13 protein-coding genes are annotated in these 19,237 nt (G+C 32.4%); 5 read left to right on the plus strand and 8 right to left on the minus strand.

The annotated features are described in order from the left end of the window. Window positions 1-231: 231 nt before the first annotated feature. The 7 genes from PQO00_RS19205 to PQO00_RS19240 all read right to left on the minus strand — a co-directional run bounded on the left by PQO00_RS19205 (window position 232) and on the right by PQO00_RS19240 (window position 9,804). Complete coding sequence (locus PQO00_RS19205) at window positions 232-1,494, minus strand: DUF4374 domain-containing protein (RefSeq protein WP_274186477.1); 1,263 nt, start codon at window positions 1,492-1,494, stop codon at window positions 232-234. A 36-nt stretch (window positions 1,495-1,530) separates the two neighbouring features. After that, window positions 1,531-2,766, minus strand: a complete 1,236-nt coding sequence (locus PQO00_RS19210; RefSeq protein ID WP_274186478.1) for a DUF4374 domain-containing protein — start codon at window positions 2,764-2,766, stop codon at window positions 1,531-1,533. Window positions 2,767-2,786: 20 nt separating this feature from the next. Next, window positions 2,787-5,153: a TonB-dependent receptor gene (locus PQO00_RS19215; RefSeq protein ID WP_274186479.1), complete on the minus strand. Its 2,367-nt coding sequence runs from the start codon at window positions 5,151-5,153 to the stop codon at window positions 2,787-2,789. A 519-nt stretch (window positions 5,154-5,672) separates the two neighbouring features. Then, entirely contained in the window at window positions 5,673-7,241 is a 1,569-nt protein-coding gene (locus PQO00_RS19225; RefSeq protein WP_274186480.1) for a PepSY domain-containing protein, read from the minus strand. Window positions 7,242-7,255: 14 nt separating this feature from the next. Then, window positions 7,256-7,540 (minus strand): hypothetical protein, encoded by a 285-nt coding sequence (locus tag PQO00_RS19230; protein ID WP_274186481.1) that lies wholly within the window; start codon window positions 7,538-7,540, stop codon window positions 7,256-7,258. 356 nt (window positions 7,541-7,896) lie between these two features. Next, window positions 7,897-8,958: an NAD(P)/FAD-dependent oxidoreductase gene (locus PQO00_RS19235; protein ID WP_274186482.1), complete on the minus strand. Its 1,062-nt coding sequence runs from the start codon at window positions 8,956-8,958 to the stop codon at window positions 7,897-7,899. A 501-nt stretch (window positions 8,959-9,459) separates the two neighbouring features. Then, the gene (locus PQO00_RS19240) at window positions 9,460-9,804 is read right to left on the minus strand and encodes a hypothetical protein (RefSeq protein ID WP_274186483.1); all 345 of its coding nucleotides are present in this window, start codon (window positions 9,802-9,804) and stop codon (window positions 9,460-9,462) included. Between the two features lie 148 nt (window positions 9,805-9,952). Here PQO00_RS19240 and PQO00_RS19245 point away from each other — a divergent pair, with 148 nt between their 5' ends. Continuing rightward, entirely contained in the window at window positions 9,953-10,927 is a 975-nt protein-coding gene (locus PQO00_RS19245; protein ID WP_274186484.1) for an AraC family transcriptional regulator, read from the plus strand. 101 nt (window positions 10,928-11,028) lie between these two features. On the opposite strand, the gene PQO00_RS19250 is transcribed toward PQO00_RS19245, so the two are convergent. After that, window positions 11,029-11,625: an RNA polymerase sigma factor gene (locus PQO00_RS19250; RefSeq protein ID WP_274186485.1), complete on the minus strand. Its 597-nt coding sequence runs from the start codon at window positions 11,623-11,625 to the stop codon at window positions 11,029-11,031. A gap of 131 nt (window positions 11,626-11,756) precedes the next feature. Here PQO00_RS19250 and PQO00_RS19255 point away from each other — a divergent pair, with 131 nt between their 5' ends. The 4 genes from PQO00_RS19255 to PQO00_RS19270 all read left to right on the plus strand — a co-directional run bounded on the left by PQO00_RS19255 (window position 11,757) and on the right by PQO00_RS19270 (window position 19,213). Next, window positions 11,757-12,908 carry a FecR family protein gene (locus PQO00_RS19255; protein WP_274186486.1) on the plus strand — a complete coding sequence of 384 codons (1,152 nt, stop codon included), beginning with the start codon at window positions 11,757-11,759 and terminating at the stop codon, window positions 12,906-12,908. A gap of 262 nt (window positions 12,909-13,170) precedes the next feature. After that, window positions 13,171-16,563 (plus strand): SusC/RagA family TonB-linked outer membrane protein, encoded by a 3,393-nt coding sequence (locus PQO00_RS19260; RefSeq protein ID WP_274186487.1) that lies wholly within the window; start codon window positions 13,171-13,173, stop codon window positions 16,561-16,563. 20 nt (window positions 16,564-16,583) lie between these two features. Further along, the gene (locus PQO00_RS19265) at window positions 16,584-17,963 is read left to right on the plus strand and encodes a RagB/SusD family nutrient uptake outer membrane protein (RefSeq protein ID WP_274186488.1); all 1,380 of its coding nucleotides are present in this window, start codon (window positions 16,584-16,586) and stop codon (window positions 17,961-17,963) included. A gap of 95 nt (window positions 17,964-18,058) precedes the next feature. Further along, the gene (locus PQO00_RS19270) at window positions 18,059-19,213 is read left to right on the plus strand and encodes a TlpA disulfide reductase family protein (RefSeq protein ID WP_274186489.1); all 1,155 of its coding nucleotides are present in this window, start codon (window positions 18,059-18,061) and stop codon (window positions 19,211-19,213) included. Window positions 19,214-19,237: the final 24 nt, after the last annotated feature.

A 19,237-nucleotide genomic window follows, 5' to 3' on the forward strand; every position in this document is an offset into this window, starting at 1 on the left:
ACGCATGTCTTTTGTGTTTTTAATTCTCTTTTTCCTCGCTAATCAAATGAAAATTATCAAATGGAAGAATTAAAAACAAAAAATAGCATCAAAATTTAATTAAGGATGCTATTTTCTGAATGCGCCTGGCTATAAATATAAAATGAACAAAGAGAGCATTCTAATCAAATAAGCCACTAATATATCTTTTAGAATAATAGTGGCTTAAATAATGACCAATTGTTGTAATAATTAATTTGCTGGATCTAATTTACTAATTGCAGTAATTTTCCCCCCTTCTACCTCTAATCCTTGAGTAGCTGTTGCAGTTGAAACATCAATATTATAGATAAAACTTCCTGTCTCAGTTGTTATACCAATATAAGCTGTACTACCATCTTCAGATACATAATTGCTTCTTGCTGTTACACTTACAATGTTTTCTTTAGCAGGTGTGCCAGTTACCATTGTAAAACTTTCTGTGTAAACATCAATAATAGCAAATTCTTTACCTGTAGTATTATATGAACGTTCGTCTTTATCCGCTACGTCTATTAGGTATACCAAAAATTTACCATTGCCTAAATAGATATGTGTAGTTGCATACTTGCCTCCAGAAGCTTCTTCTATATTATATAGAAATGTATTATCAAATTCGGTAGTTCCATTTTTTATTCTAGTAATAGCAGATGGTTTTGTAGAAGTCACTTCTCCATTATTTGTAGCTACTGAAGAAGAAAAAGCGTAGGCATCGCCTTTTTCATCTAAAGTAAGGCCATTTATAAAATAGCGCCCTATAAAACTTGTACGGTCATCATGAATTACTTTTTCTAATTCCATTTCTGGATAAGAGTAAACAGCAATGTTAGCTTCATCTGGATATGCGGTCCCAAATCTATCCGAAGAAATACCTTTTATCGTAAAATAAGGTAAATAAACCTTATTTTCAACTTGAGTTATCCAAGAAAAAAATGCAAGTTCTCCATTTTCTTTATTGGCTAATTCTTGAGTATTGATTTGTCCTTCATCTACAAATTGCGATGTATTGGTATCTAAGCGATACCAATAAGCAATTGGTTCATCAGAATTTCTAGAAATTTTTATTAATAAAATATCATTATCAACAGGAGCAAATGCTTGCACGGTTTCTGATTGAAAATCAGATAATTTATTTAAGGCTCCATTTTCGTTTAATTGATATGTTGTTACGGCACCTGGATTTCCTTGGCCATATAGCATACTAAAAAACTTATTGTTGCTAGTTACATAATATCTATAGGTTCCATCTTGTTCAATACCGTTACCAATGGTACTAATAGTGCCTTGGCTTAGGTCGTCGGTAGTAAGAATGTAATCTGCTACGCCTTCAGATGCTGTAGGAGTTGCAGTAACAATGTATTTAGATTCACTTTGGGGTTCTTCTTGTTCTTCTTTAGGTGGGCTATCATCATTGCTACAAGAAGCAAATAATGTTACTCCTGCAAGGAAACTTAGGTATAAATGTCTGTTTTTCATTTTTTGTAGTTTATTAATTTATAAGTGTATATTTTTTTATTTTGAAACTTCAAGCTTACTTATTGTAGTTATTCCACCTCCTTCTACTTTTAGTCCTTGTGTTGCTGTTGCTTTGTCTACATCTATTACATAAACATAGCTATCTCCATTTGTGGTAACTCCAACGTAGGCTATATTATCTTCAATCACATAATTATTTCGAAGCGTTTCTCTCTCAATTGTGCTTGGTTCTGGCATGCCAGAAACCCAAGTAAAAGCTTTTGTAGAAACATCTAGTATAGCATATTTACTTCCAGAAGCCCATGCAGAAGCATCACTGGTTTTTTCGGACATGATTCCAATAAATTTTCCGTTGCCTATATATATATGAGAGCCTAGATAGTAACCATTAGAAGCCTCTTCTAGATTGAAAAAATAGTTTTCATCAAAAGTTGTTTGGCCTTTATTTATTTTCAAAATAGCAGAAGGTTTTGTGCCGTTGGATTCTCCATTATTTTTTGTTATAGCAGAAGAAAAAGCATAAGTATCACCTTTTTCATCTTCTGTAAGTCCGTTCCAAAAATAGCGTCCAATTTGGCTGGTTCTATCGTCATGTATTATCGTTTCCAGTTCCATTTCAGGATAAGAATACACGGCTATGTTTGCTTCATCTGGATAATTTGTTCCATACACATCGTTACAGCAGCTTTTCCAATACATATAAGGGAGGTAAACTTTGCTGCCAACTTGTGTAACTCCAGTAAAAAAGGCCAATTCTCCATTGCCTGCCAATTCAGCTGTGTTTATTTGTCCTTCACCAACTATTTGTAAGATTTCCATATCTAAACGAAACCATTTAGCATAAGGGGTGTCAATATTTCTAGAAACTTGTAGCATAAGCATGTCATTACTAACAGGGCCATAAGTATGTACGGCTTCTAATTGGAAATCTGATTTTACTACTAATTCCCCTTCACTATTTAGTTGGTAAGTAGTAACAGCACCAGTATCATCATAAGCAAAGCTGAAAAATTTGTTATTGCTTGTGGCATAATAGCGCCAAGTTCCATCTTGTTCTATGCCATTACCCACAGTACTAATTGTTCCTTGAGTAAGGTCGTCTGTAGTTAGTATATAATCCGCGACACCTTCTGAAGCTCTTGGGGTTGCTGTAATTAAATATTTAAATGTAGTAGTTTCTTCTTCTGAATCTTTTACAGGAGAATTATCATTGCTGCAACTAATTAGAGATACAGCTAGAAGTAGAGTTGAATATAAATTTGTATTTTTCATTATAGAGTTGTATTAATTGATTAAAAAAATGTGTACTTAATTTTACTAGTAAAGCTGCGTCCTGGTTTTTGAAGGCTGAAATTGTCATATAATTTTTTGTCCAATAAGTTTCTGCATTCTAGTGTTAACTGGAAATTTTTATTAAATGAGTAGGTTAAGCTTATGTCGTGTGAGATTTGTTCTGGAACATCGAGCTTATTACTTCCCAAACTAGGCCAGTACAAGTAAAAAGCGTGTACATACAATGTATTATATCCTATACTTAATTGGTGCGATTTTTTCCAAAGGTTTGAAAACGTGTAACTAACATCTGCATTGCCATATAGGTATGGCATATTAGGAATGCGATCTCTGTAAACAACACTTACTACTGTTTGTCCGTCTTCGTATTTTGTGTTATTGCGTAAATCTTGATAGGTAAGATTTGCACCAGCTGAGAGACGATTATCTAATTGATATCTAATTTCAGCTTCAATGCCTGCGCTAGTAACACTTCCTAAATTATCCATAACTTGCATGGTCTGGTTACTATTAAGTCGAGGACGGATAAAATCTTTAGCCTTTCTATAAAAACCGCTAGTGTTAATATTAAATTGATGTTTTTTATTTAGTAGGAACCAAAAACTAGCTCCTAAATTGTAATTATCACTACTTTCAGGTTTTAAATCAATATTCCCTTGAAGGTTAATGACATCGCCGAATAGTTCATTGGATTCTGGTAAACGATAACTTTTTTCGTAAGAAGCTTTTAGTTGTAAGTTTTCATTTAAAAAATGAGTAACAGCTAAACCATAGCCTGTAGAATTAAATTTATTAATATGATTTCTATAGGCAACATCACCATAATTACCAGATGGATTATATGATTGCGCGAATTTGTTTTGTTGAAAATATTGTTTTAAGAAAACAGATGCGTTCCAATTATTTTTTTTATAATCGTAGCCTAAACCTGTAATGTTTTTAATTGTTTTTTTAGGATGCTCGTAAGTTTCGTTATTTGGGTTTAATTCGTTATGTCCAATCCTATTAAATGTATTAAATGTATTACTGAGTACGATATTGTGATGTTCAGCAATTTTATAACTTAAATTAGTTGTGGAAATGCCTGCGTTATTTTTGTATTTATATAAAGAGTAGGAGCGTTCTCCTCCAGGAGTGTCATATTCTTTATAATCACCAAACCAATTGTATCGCCTATTAATGGTATCTATGTTTTTTTCTTGACCTAAATTAATGTTGGCATTAAACCTAAAGTCTAAATCTTTTACGATAAAATCTTCTTTTTTGTATTTAATACTTGGCATAATGATATTGCCTTTTCTATGCCATGTTCCAAAAACACTAACAATTCTGGCGCCAGTTTGTATTTCTCGGTAATTTTGTCCTAACGTAATACCAAACAGTAATTGATCGGCAAAACTTTTGTTTACCACCCCCATATTGATAATTACAGATTCGTTGTGGTAAGTGTCATGAAAACGTTTTACCGTTTGATCGGGAAAATACTCACCAGTATTGAGGTCTGCTACATCTACATTAACTTTATAATTATTATCAGAGTAATTTTGAAAAGCATTTATTTGAGCTGTAAAACCAGATTTAGCGACATAAATAGCATTTACAGAAGACCGATGCGTATTAAACGAACCATAGGAGTACGAGGCTTCTAAATGATTTTTTTTATAGGTGTTCGTTATTATGTTTACAGCACCGCCTAAGGCATCCGATCCTAAACCAACAGGTACTACACCTTTGTAAACCTCTATACGTTCAGCTAGATTTATAGGAATATTATTAATTTGAAATGAAGACCCAAAATTATCCATAGGCACACCATCAATAAAAAATCGAACTTGGTTTCCTTTAAAACCATTAAGCGAAAAGCTCATTTGAGAGCCAACTCCACCGCTCTCGCGTACACGGACCCCAGAAACACGATCCAAAGCATGTCCCATATCTAGTGATGTTGTGTGTAATTTTTTAGCATCAACTACGCTTACGTTATAAGCGCGTTCTTTTACATGCTGTACCATACTTTTACCAGTTACAACAACTTCATCTAACTCGGTATTCGATTCTTCTAAAACAAATGAAAGTGATTTACTTTCTCCTAAATTTATATTAACAGATTGGTTTGTGGTTTTATAACCTAAGTAGGAAACTACTATGGTGTAAGCCCCATCATAATTCCCTGAAAATGTGAATTGTCCATTACTATCTGTAATAACGCCTCTATTACTTTCTTTATTAATTACAGTTGCACCTAAGACTGGTTTTTTTGTTTGATCTAATACAACACCATTAATTTTGCTTTCTTTTACTTGGGAAAAGCTAAGAAGTGAAAATAAACAGTATATTATTGTAAAGTAAATGCTCCTTTTTTGCATTATAAATTTTAGGTTATTTATTAGTGATTGTTTTATTTAGAATAAATATAAATAAAGCGCAAATATATATTTATTGTTTACTTTAAAACCTACGTAAAACGGAGAATAACCTACGCAAAACGGAATAACTTGAATTGTTTTTTTATAATAAAAAGGGCGTGATTTTTTAGAGATTTGATAAAAAAGCACCTCTTTCCAACAGTAAAAAAGAGGCGTGGTAAAAAAACTAAATAAGAAGACTAAAACTTTAGTGTTAAGTTGGCTGCAAAGTTGCTAGGGGTTTGTGCCACTCCATAAGCATCCCAGTATTTTTGGTTCGTAAAGTTATTGATTTTTAAACCGAAACGCCATGTAGGTTGATCATAAAATATGGTAGCATTAAAAGTAGAGTATGAAGGGGAATAGAAAATATTATCACTAAACCTATAAACTTTACCTACAGAATTACCACCAAAACCAAAACCTAATCCTTGTTGTGTTTTTTATTTAAAAATAGATTTATAATTATAAATGAAGTAATTAATTTGTTTTAGGTTTAAGTTTAAAAACTACAGCAAGTGCTGTTATAGATAGTAATACCCAAAAGATATCCATTACAAAAATTTGAGAGTATCCTTTTTGCCAGGTTACCCAAGGCCAGTTACCGGTAACTACACCATTCGATATTGGTACTAAAAAGCCAAGTATGCTCCCTAATAAGAGTGATATTTTATTTGTAAAATAGTTATCCCGTTTTATGATAAAAAACGTGCTTAAAGCTAGCCATCCCCAGAAAAACACATTATAAATCAAAGCCCTTTTCCCGTCTTCATAATTATAAGAAAAGCATTTAACCACTAAAAAAATTAGCGCAGTCATAGGGTATATGCTTAAACAAATAGCCATATAAATATTGACTAACCAACTGTTAAATTTTCTTTTATATTCTGGAACATTCTTTTTATCGCGAGCCACCAACCAAATAAGGACTCCAGATATAATAACAAAACAGGTTATCAAACCAAGTAAAAAATAAATGAGTTTCATGCCATAACCACCATAATCCCCATAATGTAATCTTTTTAAAATATTGGTTGTTCCCTCTACATAAGAAGAGTTTGTATAAGGATTTTTTTTATCTATAATCTGCCCATCAATAGCTTTAAATGTTAAATGCCCAGATCCTAATAATCTATTTTTAAAATGCGGATGCCCTGAAACCTTTACATGCATATTAGCATCACCATAGTTATATATTTGTAGCCTGTTTACTTTTAAATTAGGCCATATACTTTTTGTTTTACTAACAAATTGGTTTATGGATATTGTTTTTTCTAATTCTTCGCCCCAAAAAGCATAATCTGTGACTTCTTCGTTTTTTAAAGCCTTTTCAAATTTTTCAGAATTATTATCAAATAAAAGAGATTGAACAGGAGGTAGCATAACTGAATACCCAATAATTAAATAAGCTCCAGTTACAGCAAACATAAACTGATAGGGTAGTCCTATAATTCCTAAAGCGACATGGGCATCAGTCCAAATGGTTTTCCATTTGCTTTTAGGTCTGAATACGTAAAAACTAGAAATTATTTTTTTCCAATGTACAATAACTCCTGTTAGTATAGCAAATAGAAAGAAAAAGGCAACCAATCCAGATAAAAAGTAACCTGATCTACCAAAGAAATTTAATTGAGCAAAAAAATGTAGTCTATAAAAAAACTCTCCTAAAGTGTAAGAGTCACTATACTTTTCTATTTTATGCGAAGTTAAATTTGTAGAAAAAAAATTTCGGCGAAGATCTTGTTTTGATGCTGTAGAATCTTTAGATGCAGATAAAATGGTAATGGCACTTTGCCCTTCAACACGTTGAAAAAATGTAACATCACGATTATTTAAATTATGTTCGGTTTTAATGTTGCTTATTACAGAATCAAAATCAACACTACTAAAATAATTGTCGCTAACAGGTTCGTTACGTTCCCAAGCTATAATTTCGTCTCTTAAAAAAGTTATAGATCCTGTAAAAAATATAACATACAAAGCGGCACTAATAATGATACCACTAATAGTATGTGTATGAAACATAATATTATATACTCTATTTGACATAGATATTTAAATTGTTAGAAATTATTTTTAATATAGATAAGAGCAAAAAACACAATGCATGTTAAAAGATATATACCCCAAATTTTGTACCCATTTTTTGCTAAAAATGCCAAAATCATTAAAATTGCCCAAAGTATAAAACCACCAAATCTTAAAGTCATTATAGCATTTCCTGCATCCCACCAAACTATTAAAAACATATGTATAGCTAGTGTAACCATATACCCACCAATAAAACCGGCAGTTATTTTAGCTATACGTTGTACGGGAGACGATAAGTGTTTTTTATTTGCAGGCATACCAATTTAAGTAAGGTAAATTTCGACTCCAAAGGATAATATAGTTACTATAAGTAGAGTAAATAGATTAAAAAAGCGAAGAGGAGATACTAGAACAACTAAACTACCAATAGTCATTATAATAACTAGAAAATAGAAAAAGCCAACTCCAAAACCTAAGGTTACTATACAGAGTATAAAGCTAATAAGCAATAAGCTGATTCCTATGTATTTCCCGATTTGTTGGTTTTCCTTTGTCCAATTTTGAAGTTTATATGTAAGCGTTAATTCTGCACGCTTACTCGTGCTATATAACATATAAAATCCTAGAAAAGCCAGACTACATATTAAAGTTATCATGATACTTTTTTAATATTTTATAAAATAGACTTAACTATTTCTTTTTTGGCTTCTTTTTTAGAGCCATCAAAACCTTCAACACCACCAACAGTGGTATATTTCATAATATAGCGTTTCCCAGGGTTTATAAGCTGATATGCATATTGGCACATTATAGCAGCTTCATGAAAACCAGAAAGAATAAGTTTTAGTTTACCTTCATAAGTGTTTACATCTCCTATGGCAAAAACACCAGAAATGTTTGTTTGGTAATCTTTGGCATTATTTACCTTAATAGCATTTTTTTCAATTTCTAACCCCCAATTGCCTATCGGGCCAAGTTTTGGAGATAATCCAAATAAGGGAATAAAATGGTCGGTTTCAATATAGGAGTCAGCTTTCGTGACGTCATTGTGTTTTATAAGTATAGCTTTTAAATCTGTTTCTCCATATAAATTAGTGACTTCTGCTTCGGTAAATAATTTTATTTTTCCAACTTTAGCTAATTCTGAAGCTTTTTCAACAGAATCAAGAGCACCTCTAAATTCATTTCTTCTGTGAACTAAAGACACTTCAGATGCTACATTAGCTAAAAAGATAGCCCAATCTAAGGCAGAATCTCCACCGCCAGAAATTACGACCCTTTTATTTCGATAAATTTCCGGGTTTTTTATAAAATAATTAACGCCTTTACCTTCAAAATCAAGAATATTTGGAATTAATGGTTTTCTAGGTTCAAATGAACCCAATCCTCCTGCAATAACCACTACAGGAGCATGATGTTTGGTACCATTGTTTGTTGTTACAATAAAAGAACCATCTTCTTGTTTTTTTAAAGTTTCAGCACGTTCGCCTAGGGTAAATCCTGGCTCAAATGGTTTTATTTGTTCCATTAAATTAGTTACTAAATCACCTGCTAAAATTTCAGGAAAACCAGGAATATCGTAAATAGGTTTTTTAGGATAGATTTCATAACATTGTCCACCTGGTTTTGGAAGCGCATCTATTAAATGCGTTTTTATTTTTAATAAACCAGCTTCAAAAACGGTAAACAATCCTGTAGGTCCTGCTCCTATAATAAGCATATCGGTTTTAATCATTTGCTTTGTCTTAAAGTTTTTGGTTATTTAAAGTTTGCAGTAGTTCCCGTTAATAAATATTTTAATGATTTCATTGTTGTTAATATTTTTAATTAATGACTAAACAGGATTATTTAGATTTAGTCCAAATAATTGCAGCAAAAATATTGACAATATGAAGATAAAGGTTACGTAAAGCGGAGTATAATCTACGCGAAACGGAATATTATCTGTTAATTACAGCTTTTTAGGTTGTTATTTAATAATAATGCTTTTTTAATATTACCAATGCTTCTTGCATTTTGTAATTGTTTTCTATTGACATCTCTTGAAAATCATCAAGAAAAATATTTGATTTTATAAGTTGAAAACCAGCGTTGTGAGCTTCGTTAATTATAAAAGTTTGTTCAGATTTTTTGAAAATATTGAGAGTTGAAACCAATAGGATGTATATCCCGTTACCTGTAATAAGTTTTCGTTCAAATTAGGTAAATCCATTTTCTCCATTTTTCTAAATTATATTTATTTATAGCCTATATGAAGTTGTACCAAAGTGCTATTCATTTCTAAAAAAAATAATGCCCTTAATATTAAATCTTCTATAAGTTCGAGTTTGTATTCATCCATTTTCAAACAAATGTCTATTAATGGATTAGTGCACCAAATTTTGTTACATTTTTCTCCTGCACATTCATCACAAAAGCAAGGTTTATCTGAATCTCTTACAATTTTTAATAAATTGTGTAATTCTGCTTCGGACATATATATACCAATTGAATTTATTACTAATTGAACATCAAATCTAGGATGGCAATATTTATCAATTTTATAGCAAACACCGTAGTCATTTTTATGTATTAATTCCATATCCGTTGTTAAAATTTATTAAATGAGACAAAAATGCATATTACTTTTATTTAGATTAAATAAAAATAATATATTTTTACCAAAAATATACATTTAAGAGAAGTAGCAAATACGTGAAACGGATAAAAAATTACGTAAAACGGAATTAATGACCAATTATAATATATCTATAAAAGACAATAAGGAAATAGTTTTTAATAAAGATCCAGACACTCTTGAAATAGATGGATGTGGAACTTTGGAAATTTGTACAAAATTTAAAGGGAAAAAACTCAAAGGCTGGTATAAAGAGCAGGTTTTTGCAAGTTTTAAGGTGGGTTATGGAACATTCTATACTGAAATGGATAGAATAAATTTCGATTTTAAAGGACAAACTATTGAAATGCTCTTCATTATAGAAGGTTCATTTGATGTGAGTATTTCTGAAAAAATATTCAACAATCATTTTTCGGCAAATGAACACAATATATTTTATTATACAGATATTACGGGTTATATAGAGATTCCTAGTGGTACGACTTCTATTATTCGTATCAATCTCGATTTGAGTTTTTTTAATCAATTTTTACCGGAAGAAAGTAAATTTGAAGACTTCAGGAAACAAATTAAAAAAAACAATACAGGTAAGCTTAAAATAGAAAACTGTATTATAACCCCTAAAATACAACTGTTAATTAATGAAATGCTAAATTCGAAAAGAAAAGGTTTTTTTCGAAAAATTCATATTAATGCAGTAGTTCTAGAATTGTTATTACTGCAATTAGATCAGTTTAATAAAAGCAAACAAAAAGGACCTCTGGTCTACGAAGAAGAGAAAATTATTGAGGTAAAAAATTATATTGGAAAAAATTTTACGCAACCAATGACACTTCAGTTTTTATCTAAAAAATTCGGAACCAATGAATTTGCATTGAAAAAGGGTTTTAAAACTCTTTATAGCATTACTGTTTTTGGTTATATTGCTCATTTAAAAATGAATAAAGCTAGAGATTTACTTATTGAAAAACGATTGCCAGTTGGTGAGGTATCTGAAATAGTAGGATACAAAAACCCTCAGCATTTTTCAACGGCTTTCAAAAAAAAATTTGGAATGACTCCGAGTAAGTTTGTGAGTTTTAATTAATTGGCTAGTGAAGAAAAAAATTGAAACTTTATATGGAGTATATACATAGAATTGTATAAGGATTTAGAAAGCGTTAAAGTAGAATATGGCCCTTTCAATATCTAGTATTTCAATGTTTTAATCTTTCCAAACATCAAAAACAAAACACCCTTTAACTGCTCACCAACTGTTTTACGTAATATATGAAACGCTTTAGTAATATGTCCTTCAACAGTCTTCACCGATATATCCAAATACTCGGCAATTTCAATATTTGTAAGCCCTTCCTTTTTGCTTAATAAAAAGGTCTCTTTACACCGTTTCGGCAAATTAGCTATACCTTCAGTAACAATGGCGATCTTACGATTTAACAATTCAGCATTATTATCATTAACAGCCTCATCAAGAGCTTCCATATAGCTACGCTCTAGGGCAGTAATAGCATTGCTTTTACGATACTCATTAGAAAATTGATGATAGGCCATTTTGTACAAATAATTCTTCAAAGAATATATGTTGGCAAGTTTCTTCCGGCGCTTCCATATATACAGAAATAACTCCTGTACTATATCTTGAGCCATAGCTCTATCTTTGGTTAAACTAAAGGCATAATCAGAAAGTGGGCGATGATATGTTTTTACCAAATAAACATAAGCTTGCTCATCTCCATTCATTAAATGGGAGATTAAAACAGACTCATTTTCAAATTTAGAAGACATGACGTTATTTATTAAAAACCGACAATTATTATGTAAAGGTTATAAAAAAAACAATAAAAAGTAAAAAAAAGTATCAAAAAACAAGGGTTTTTAAATTTTGCTTTGCTTATATGTAAAATAAATGTCTCAAAATGACAAATAAAATTGAGAAACTTATAGTAAAGTATTTAACTAATTCGGCAACGGTATCCGAATTAGGTGTGCTGACAAACTGGATAAGTAATCCGGCGAATGAAAGACTATTTAAAGAGTATGTAAAAACCTATTATGCCATCATCTGTAGTATGAATAATTCTGACCATCAAAAAACCATAGAACAATTACTGCGTACTATTCGTAAAGAAAAATCTTTTGTTCACCGACTTAAAACGAATGCCGTATATAAATACACAGCTGCAGCTTCAATAGCAATACTAATCACAGCTGGTATTTGGTTTTTCAAAACAAGCAATACTGAACAGTTTACCGAACCAATCATAGTAAACAACCAAATCGAAATAGGCACCGATAAGGCGACCCTAACATTAGAAGACGGTACAGATGTAACCCTTATAAAAGGTCAAACCTATAAAACACAAAACGCTACCAGTAACGGCGAACAAATTATATATAACAACAGTACTTCCCGAGAATTAGTCAACAACTATCTAACAACAGCAAGAGGGGAACAATACCAGATCACCCTAGCAGATGGCACACAGGTATGGTTGAATTCAGAAACCCAACTAAAATACCCAGTAAGTTTCACCGATGGCGAGAGCCGTCAGGTAGAGCTCGTGTATGGAGAGGCTTATTTCGATGTATCACCAAGTATCAATCATAAAGGGTCAAAGTTTAAAGTTTATAATAACGATCAGGAAGTAGAAGTATTAGGTACCGAGTTTAATATCAAAGCCTATAAGGACGAGAATAATATTTACACGACCTTGGTAGAAGGTAGTGTCGTAATAAATGCTGAAGGCACAAACTCGGTTTTAAAACCAGGGGAGCAATCCAATTTTAATATAAACACCAAAACTATACAAGTTATCGCAGTTGATACCTTTAGGGAAGTAGCTTGGAAGGACGGGATCTTTAGTTTTAAGAACAAATCGCTAAAAGAGATTATGACAACATTATCGCGTTGGTATGACATGGATGTCGTGTTCGAAAACAAAGAGTTGAAAAAGGTCAGTTTTAACGGAACACTTTATAAAACCCAGTCTGTCGAGGACATACTGAGCTTCTTACAAAACAGCATCAAAACCTATGAAATTAATAATAAAACCATAACATTAAAGTGATAGAAACGTCCATGAGAATTGTTTTCGTACACACGAGGATGATTATCAGGGCGTTCCATATGACCTCTAAAACAATAAAAAAAACATATGAAAATAATAATTAAACAAAGTATAACTTAAATTAAAAATTATGACATAAAACTATTCAAAAAGTAAAATAAAAGGAGGAAAACAGTTCGGACCTTGGAAAGTAACAAACTGATAATCCCCCTAAAACGTATTAATTAATTAAATCATTAACTAACTAATAACAAGCAAATTTATGGAAATTAAATTAACAACGGTATTTTTCTCAAAAGGAAAAGTACTACTACTGCTGATGATGAGAACCTTTATAATCTTGTTTTGCACAACGGTGTTTAGTTTAACGCCAAAGGAACTCATTTCTCAAAACACAAAAGTGACCATTGATGCAGATAAAGAAGTAACGATCGATGAGGTATTCGATTTGATTACAAACCAAACCAAATATGCGTTTATGTATCAAGCAGACTTATTCAAAGACTTCCCAAAAGCACATCTAAAAAAAGGGGTCATTAGCATGGATAAACTCATAAAAGAATGTCTTGCAGGCGGTAATTTAAATATCGTTTTAGGAAAAGACAACACAATCCTTATTAAAGAAGCCACAACCCAACAACAAATTAAGGTTTCTGGTAAAGTTACAGATGAAGCTGGTATCCCAGTAATAGGAGCTACTGTATTAATAAAAGGCACTTTTAAGGGAACGGCTACAGATTTTGATGGCTCTTATACCATTACAGTAGCAAACCCAGAGAATGTATTAGTATTTTCGTCTCTAGGCTTTGAGTCTCAAGAAATTACTGTAGGAAACAAAAATACAATTAATGTCATTCTTAAAGAAAATATTAGTGCATTGGATGAGGTAACAATTAATGCTGGCTATTATTCAACTACAGAGCGTTTAAAAACAGGAAACATTAGTAAGGTAGACAGTAAAGAGTTGAGTTTGTCTCCCGTTACAGACCCTATGGCAGCCCTTCAAGGACGGTTACCAGGTGTAGTAATTACACAATCCAGCGGTAATCCTGGTGCCGCTTTTGAAGTTGAAATTCGAGGAAGAACGCAAATTGATAATATCAATGGAGCTTCAGATGAGCCGTTGTACATTATCGATAATGTTCCAATCGCTAGTGGAAATGAATATATTAATCAAATTGGTTCAGCCATAAGTGCATCTTCACTAAGTGGATTAAGCCCATTGTATAGCTTGAATTTAGGAGATATTGAAAGTGTAGAAGTATTAAAGGATGCAGATGCTACAGCTATTTATGGGAGTCGCGGAGCCAGTGGTGTCATCTTGATCACTACAAAAAAAGGGAAAAAAGGGAAACCAAAATTTAGCTTAAGTGTTTCCAATGGCGTTAGTACAGCTCCTTTACCAGATATGCTTACTACTAAAGAATATGTGGCCATGCGCAAAGAGGCTTTAAAAAATGATGGTCTGGATTTGGAAACCCTTGCAAATAGCACGAGTCTCTCTAACAGGAACAAGGTTTATGATTTAGCTCAATACGATACTATAAGGGATAACAACCTGGCCGAACAGTTGATAGGAGGGACAGCATATACAACAGATGTCCAGGCCTCATTTTCTGGGGGGAGTGATTTAACACAATTTATTCTTGGAGGAAGTTACCATAAAGAAACAATGGTAATTCCTGGAGACTTTCCAAATAGTAGAGCTTCAGGTAGATTTAATGTAACCACTACAACACCTAATAAAAAATTTACAGGGGTATTTTCTACAAGTTATGCGTCTACCCTAAATACAAGTACCTCAACAGATCTTTCATTTGCTTTGTCTTTACCACCTAATTATAAACTGTATGAAGATAATGGAGACCTAGCTTGGAATGAAGGAGGGTATGAATCTGATAACCCATTAGCCTACACTTTACAAAAATACGAAGCTATATCAACAACACTTAATGCAAATGCAGTATTATCCTATAAAATATTACCAAGTGTAACTTTAAAAAATAGTATAGGATATAACTTTATAACCACAGATGAAAATAGAATTAGGCCTTCAACAGCTGTAAATCCTTTGGATAGAACTGGAGCTGATGGTACTTATCTATTTGGGCACAGAACCTTTAAAAGTTGGATTTTAGAACCTCAATTAGACTACCTTAAACCTATTGGGAAAGGAACATTAAATGTATTAATTGGAGGGTCTTTCCAAAGCCAAGAACAAAAGAGTTATAACATTCGAATAACTGGTTACGAAAATGATGATCAAATAGGAACGCTATCTGTTGTTACTCCTGAGATGCTAAACAGTGCCCCATCAAGCAATTTTTCAGAATATAAATATGCCGCTTTTTTTGGAAGGGCCAATTATAACTATGACGATAAATATATTTTGAATTTAACGGGAAGACGGGATGGCTCTAGCCGTTTCGGGCCAGATTTTAGGTTTTCAAATTTTGGAGCTATTGGTGCAGCTTGGATATTGAGCAATGAGTCTTTTATGAAAGGAATTCCCTTTATAAGCTTTGCAAAACTTCGAGCTAGTTATGGTGTTACAGGAAATGATAAAATTGGAAACTATAAATATCAAGATGTCTATGAGTCTGGCTTCTCTCTTAACAGTTATAACGGTGCTACTGCTCTTACGCCCGCTTCGTTATTTAATTCTGACCTGCATTGGGAAAGGAATGTTAAAACAGAGGTGTCAATGGATTTGAATGTATTTAAAGACCGTTTACAATTTTTGGCAACATGGTATCGAAATAATTCGTCAGATCCTTTGGTTAGCTTTCCTCTACCTAGAATGACAGGCTATAATAGTGTTGTTAATAATCTAAATGGCGTTATTGTACAAAATCAGGGAGTAGAATTACAATTGACTACTACAAATTTTCAGAATAAGAATTTCAGCTGGCGTACTAATTTTAATATTACAATTCCAAGCAATAAATTATTGGAATATCCAAACTTTGAGGACTCTCCCTTTACGAGCTATTATGTCATTGGGCAATCACTTAATACAGTTATTGCAGGACATGTAGTAGGTGTTGATCCTGAAACGGGGTTATATTTCTTAGAGGATTATAATGATAATGGCGTCTATGATCCGTCTGAGGATGAAGGTGATTTTAAACCGCAATTTGATACCGATCCCGATTTTTACGGCGGCCTTCAAAATTCGCTTTCGTATAAAGGAATTACGTTAGACTTTTTATTTCAATTTAGAAAACAAATTGGTAAAAACTGGCTTTCGTCCTATACATCTTTTACTAGCCCAGTGGGCGCTGTGGGAATAAATTATCCTGATGTGGTTTTAGACCGTTGGCAAAACCCTGGAGACATTACGGGGATTCAAAAGTTTACAACATCTGCTTCCTTTTTTGATCTTTCTGACCTAAATGGAGGTCACGTGCCAGCTTATTTTTCAGATCTTCAATATACAGATGTCTCTTTTGTACGTTTAAAAAATGTGTCTTTATCATATGATCTTCCCGAAAAATTATTGAATGAGATTGGTGTTAGTTCTTTGCGTGTTTATGCCCAAGGGCAAAACCTATTAACTTTTACACCCTATAAGACTGGAGATCCTGAATCGGCATCATTAACACGTTTACCACCATTACGTACCATTATTATAGGTGCTCAAATAAGCTTTTAACATCTAAAAATTTATTCGTTATGAAATTAAAAAACAATAGAATATCGTTTTATTCGATCAAAAATATACTAGTTTTTAGTGCCTTATTATTTGGTTTTAATAGTTGTGATGACTTTGTAGAAGTAGATTTACCACCAGATTTAATTAACACTGATGCAGTATTTAAGAATGAAGGTTCTGCACAATCTGCCATGAGAGGTATTTATGCCTATACAAACCAAAGTAATGCAACAAGTTATATGTTCACAATTGTTGGATTATCTTCAGATGAGTTAGAAAAAATTAGTTATACTGTAGAAGAAACCATGTTTGCAACAAATACAATTGCTTCAAATAGTAGTACTATTTTAAATATGTGGCGGGGTTTTTATAATATAATCTACCAATGTAATAATGCCATTTTAAATATACCTGAATCAACCGAGTTGTCAGAAGATACAAAAGATCAACTGGTAGGTGAAGCCAAATTCATAAGAGCGTTTATTTATTTTTATTTAGTAAATCTATGGGGTGATGTTCCTATTAACCTAATTACAGATTATGATGTTATTAGATTACTGCCACGTGCATCGGTTGCTGAAGTTTATGAGCAAATTGAAGCAGATTTACTAGACGCACAAAGTAAATTAAGCAGTGAGCTTTATACACTGGCTGGAGAAAGAATCCGAGCCAATAAGTGGGCGGCAACTGCCTTATTGGCAAGGGTGATGCTATATCAAGAAAATTGGACTGATGCAGAAACGCAAGCAAGTGCAGTTATCAATTCAGGTTTCTATCAATTAGAATCTTTAACTGACGTATTTTTTGCTACCTCTCGTGAGAACATCATGCAATTTGCTAGTTCTGGTAACAATAGATATACTTTCGCAAATTTAACAGGATCTTCAGTAACGAACCCAAGATATAGATTAACCTCATTTATATCTAATAATATTTCAGACGATGACGAAAGAAGATCTGAATGGTTAACACCTAATTTAAATGGTTCTTATAAATATAAGGCTTATTCAAACACAAGAGGTCCAGAGGACCCGGAAGCCGTTAGCGTATTAAGATTGGCAGAAATGTATCTCATAAGAGCTGAAGCTCGGGCACAGCAAGCTAACATTACTGGATTGAATAGTGCAGAATCTGATTTGAATGTAATTCGTTCAAGAGCTGGTTTGCAAGGTACAGCCGCAACCACTAAAGCTACCATGTTACAAGATATTTATATAGAACGAACGAGAGAATTTTTTGGGGAATGGGGCCATCGTTGGTTAGATGTTAAAAGAATTGGACAAGCAGATGCTGTTTTTGGAACTAATAAAGCAGAATGGGTCTCTCAAGCTGCTCTTTATCCTATTCCTTTTGAGGATATACAGCGTAACCCCAACTTAACACAAAACCCAGAGTATTAATAATATAAATTAAAAAATGTCCATACTATTTTATCAAAATATTTTGATAAAATAGTATGGACATAGCACAAAAGATAATTTTAAACAATTAAAATATGATGATAAAAAAATATATAGTATGTGTACTCATGTTATTGACTATGTGGGGCTGTAACAAAAAAAATAAAGATGAAAATTATAGCTTAACAGTAAAGGTAAATAATACAAATAGTCCAAAAGCAAAGATGTATTTATTTAATACGTTAATAAAGCTTAATGCACAAACCCTCTTGGATTCGGCTAGCTTAAAAAATGGCATGTTTCACTTTAAAGGGGAGGTGTCCGAGCCAAAGCAAGTTTTTTTAATTCTTAATAAAGAAGGAACTGGTTTTAAGGATTCCAAGAACTTTAGCGGTATTTTGCCTATGTATCTTGAAAAAGGAAACATTAATGTAGCTATTAAGGATGCGGTTAAAAATGCTGTTATTACTGGTTCAAAATTAAATACAGAATATAAGGCCTACAATAAATTACTTTACCCAACAAAGTTTAATGATGAATATGCGCGTTTAAAAAAAGCTATAAAAGACGAAGTTTCTGCAGAAAAAAAGGAACTTTTAAAAAAGGAAGAATTGGATATAATTAATAATAGGGCAAAGTATAGAGACTCTACGATACTGGAATATGCGAAACAGCATCCAGATTCCTATTTTAGTTTAGAAGGTTTAAATATATTTATACAAAAAGGCTATGATGTAAGTGTATTGCGTGCCATTTTTGAAAACCTTAACGAGGAATTGCGAACTGGCAAGCGAGGTTTAGAGTTTTTAAAAAAATTAAATAAAAAACGTGCTGATATAGGAAAATTGGCGTTAGATTTTACTCAAAATGATGAAACCGGAAAGCCTATAAAATTATCTGATTTTAGAGGTAAATATCTACTACTTGATTTTTGGGCTTCGTGGTGTGGGCCTTGTAGGGCAGAAAACCCAAATTTAATCAAAGCTTATGCAAAATATCATGATAAAGGCTTTGATATTTTGTCTGTTTCATTAGATACCAAAAAAGAGGCTTGGGAAAAGGCAATCAAGCAAGAAAATCTTCCTTGGGTTCATGTGTCTGATTTAAAAGGGTTTGAAAACAAAGCGGCTGTTTTATATGATGTTCACGCCATTCCTAAAAGCTTATTGATTGATCCTAATGGAAAAGTTATAGCAATGGATTTAAGAGGATATAGATTGGAAGAGGAACTGTACAAAATATTCAAATAATTAATTCTTGGTCTTTGTTTCAAT

The organism is Flavivirga sp. 57AJ16, assembly GCF_028736925.1.
GTDB lineage: Bacteria > Bacteroidota > Bacteroidia > Flavobacteriales > Flavobacteriaceae > Flavivirga.

Excerpts from the sequence above, each read along its gene's own strand:
- PQO00_RS19205 (WP_274186477.1), bottom strand. The coding sequence starts at position 1,494 with ATGAAAAACAGACATTTATACCTAAGTTTCCTTGCAGGAGTAACATTA.
- PQO00_RS19210 (WP_274186478.1), bottom strand. The coding sequence starts at position 2,766 with ATGAAAAATACAAATTTATATTCAACTCTACTTCTAGCTGTATCTCTA.
- PQO00_RS19215 (WP_274186479.1), bottom strand. The coding sequence starts at position 5,153 with ATGCAAAAAAGGAGCATTTACTTTACAATAATATACTGTTTATTTTCA.
- PQO00_RS19225 (WP_274186480.1), bottom strand. The coding sequence starts at position 7,241 with ATGTCAAATAGAGTATATAATATTATGTTTCATACACATACTATTAGT.
- PQO00_RS19230 (WP_274186481.1), bottom strand. The coding sequence starts at position 7,540 with ATGCCTGCAAATAAAAAACACTTATCGTCTCCCGTACAACGTATAGCT.
- PQO00_RS19235 (WP_274186482.1), bottom strand. The coding sequence starts at position 8,958 with ATGATTAAAACCGATATGCTTATTATAGGAGCAGGACCTACAGGATTG.
- PQO00_RS19240 (WP_274186483.1), bottom strand. The coding sequence starts at position 9,804 with ATGGAATTAATACATAAAAATGACTACGGTGTTTGCTATAAAATTGAT.
- PQO00_RS19245 (WP_274186484.1), top strand. The coding sequence starts at position 9,953 with ATGACCAATTATAATATATCTATAAAAGACAATAAGGAAATAGTTTTT.
- PQO00_RS19250 (WP_274186485.1), bottom strand. The coding sequence starts at position 11,625 with ATGTCTTCTAAATTTGAAAATGAGTCTGTTTTAATCTCCCATTTAATG.
- PQO00_RS19255 (WP_274186486.1), top strand. The coding sequence starts at position 11,757 with ATGACAAATAAAATTGAGAAACTTATAGTAAAGTATTTAACTAATTCG.
- PQO00_RS19260 (WP_274186487.1), top strand. The coding sequence starts at position 13,171 with ATGGAAATTAAATTAACAACGGTATTTTTCTCAAAAGGAAAAGTACTA.
- PQO00_RS19265 (WP_274186488.1), top strand. The coding sequence starts at position 16,584 with ATGAAATTAAAAAACAATAGAATATCGTTTTATTCGATCAAAAATATA.
- PQO00_RS19270 (WP_274186489.1), top strand. The coding sequence starts at position 18,059 with ATGATGATAAAAAAATATATAGTATGTGTACTCATGTTATTGACTATG.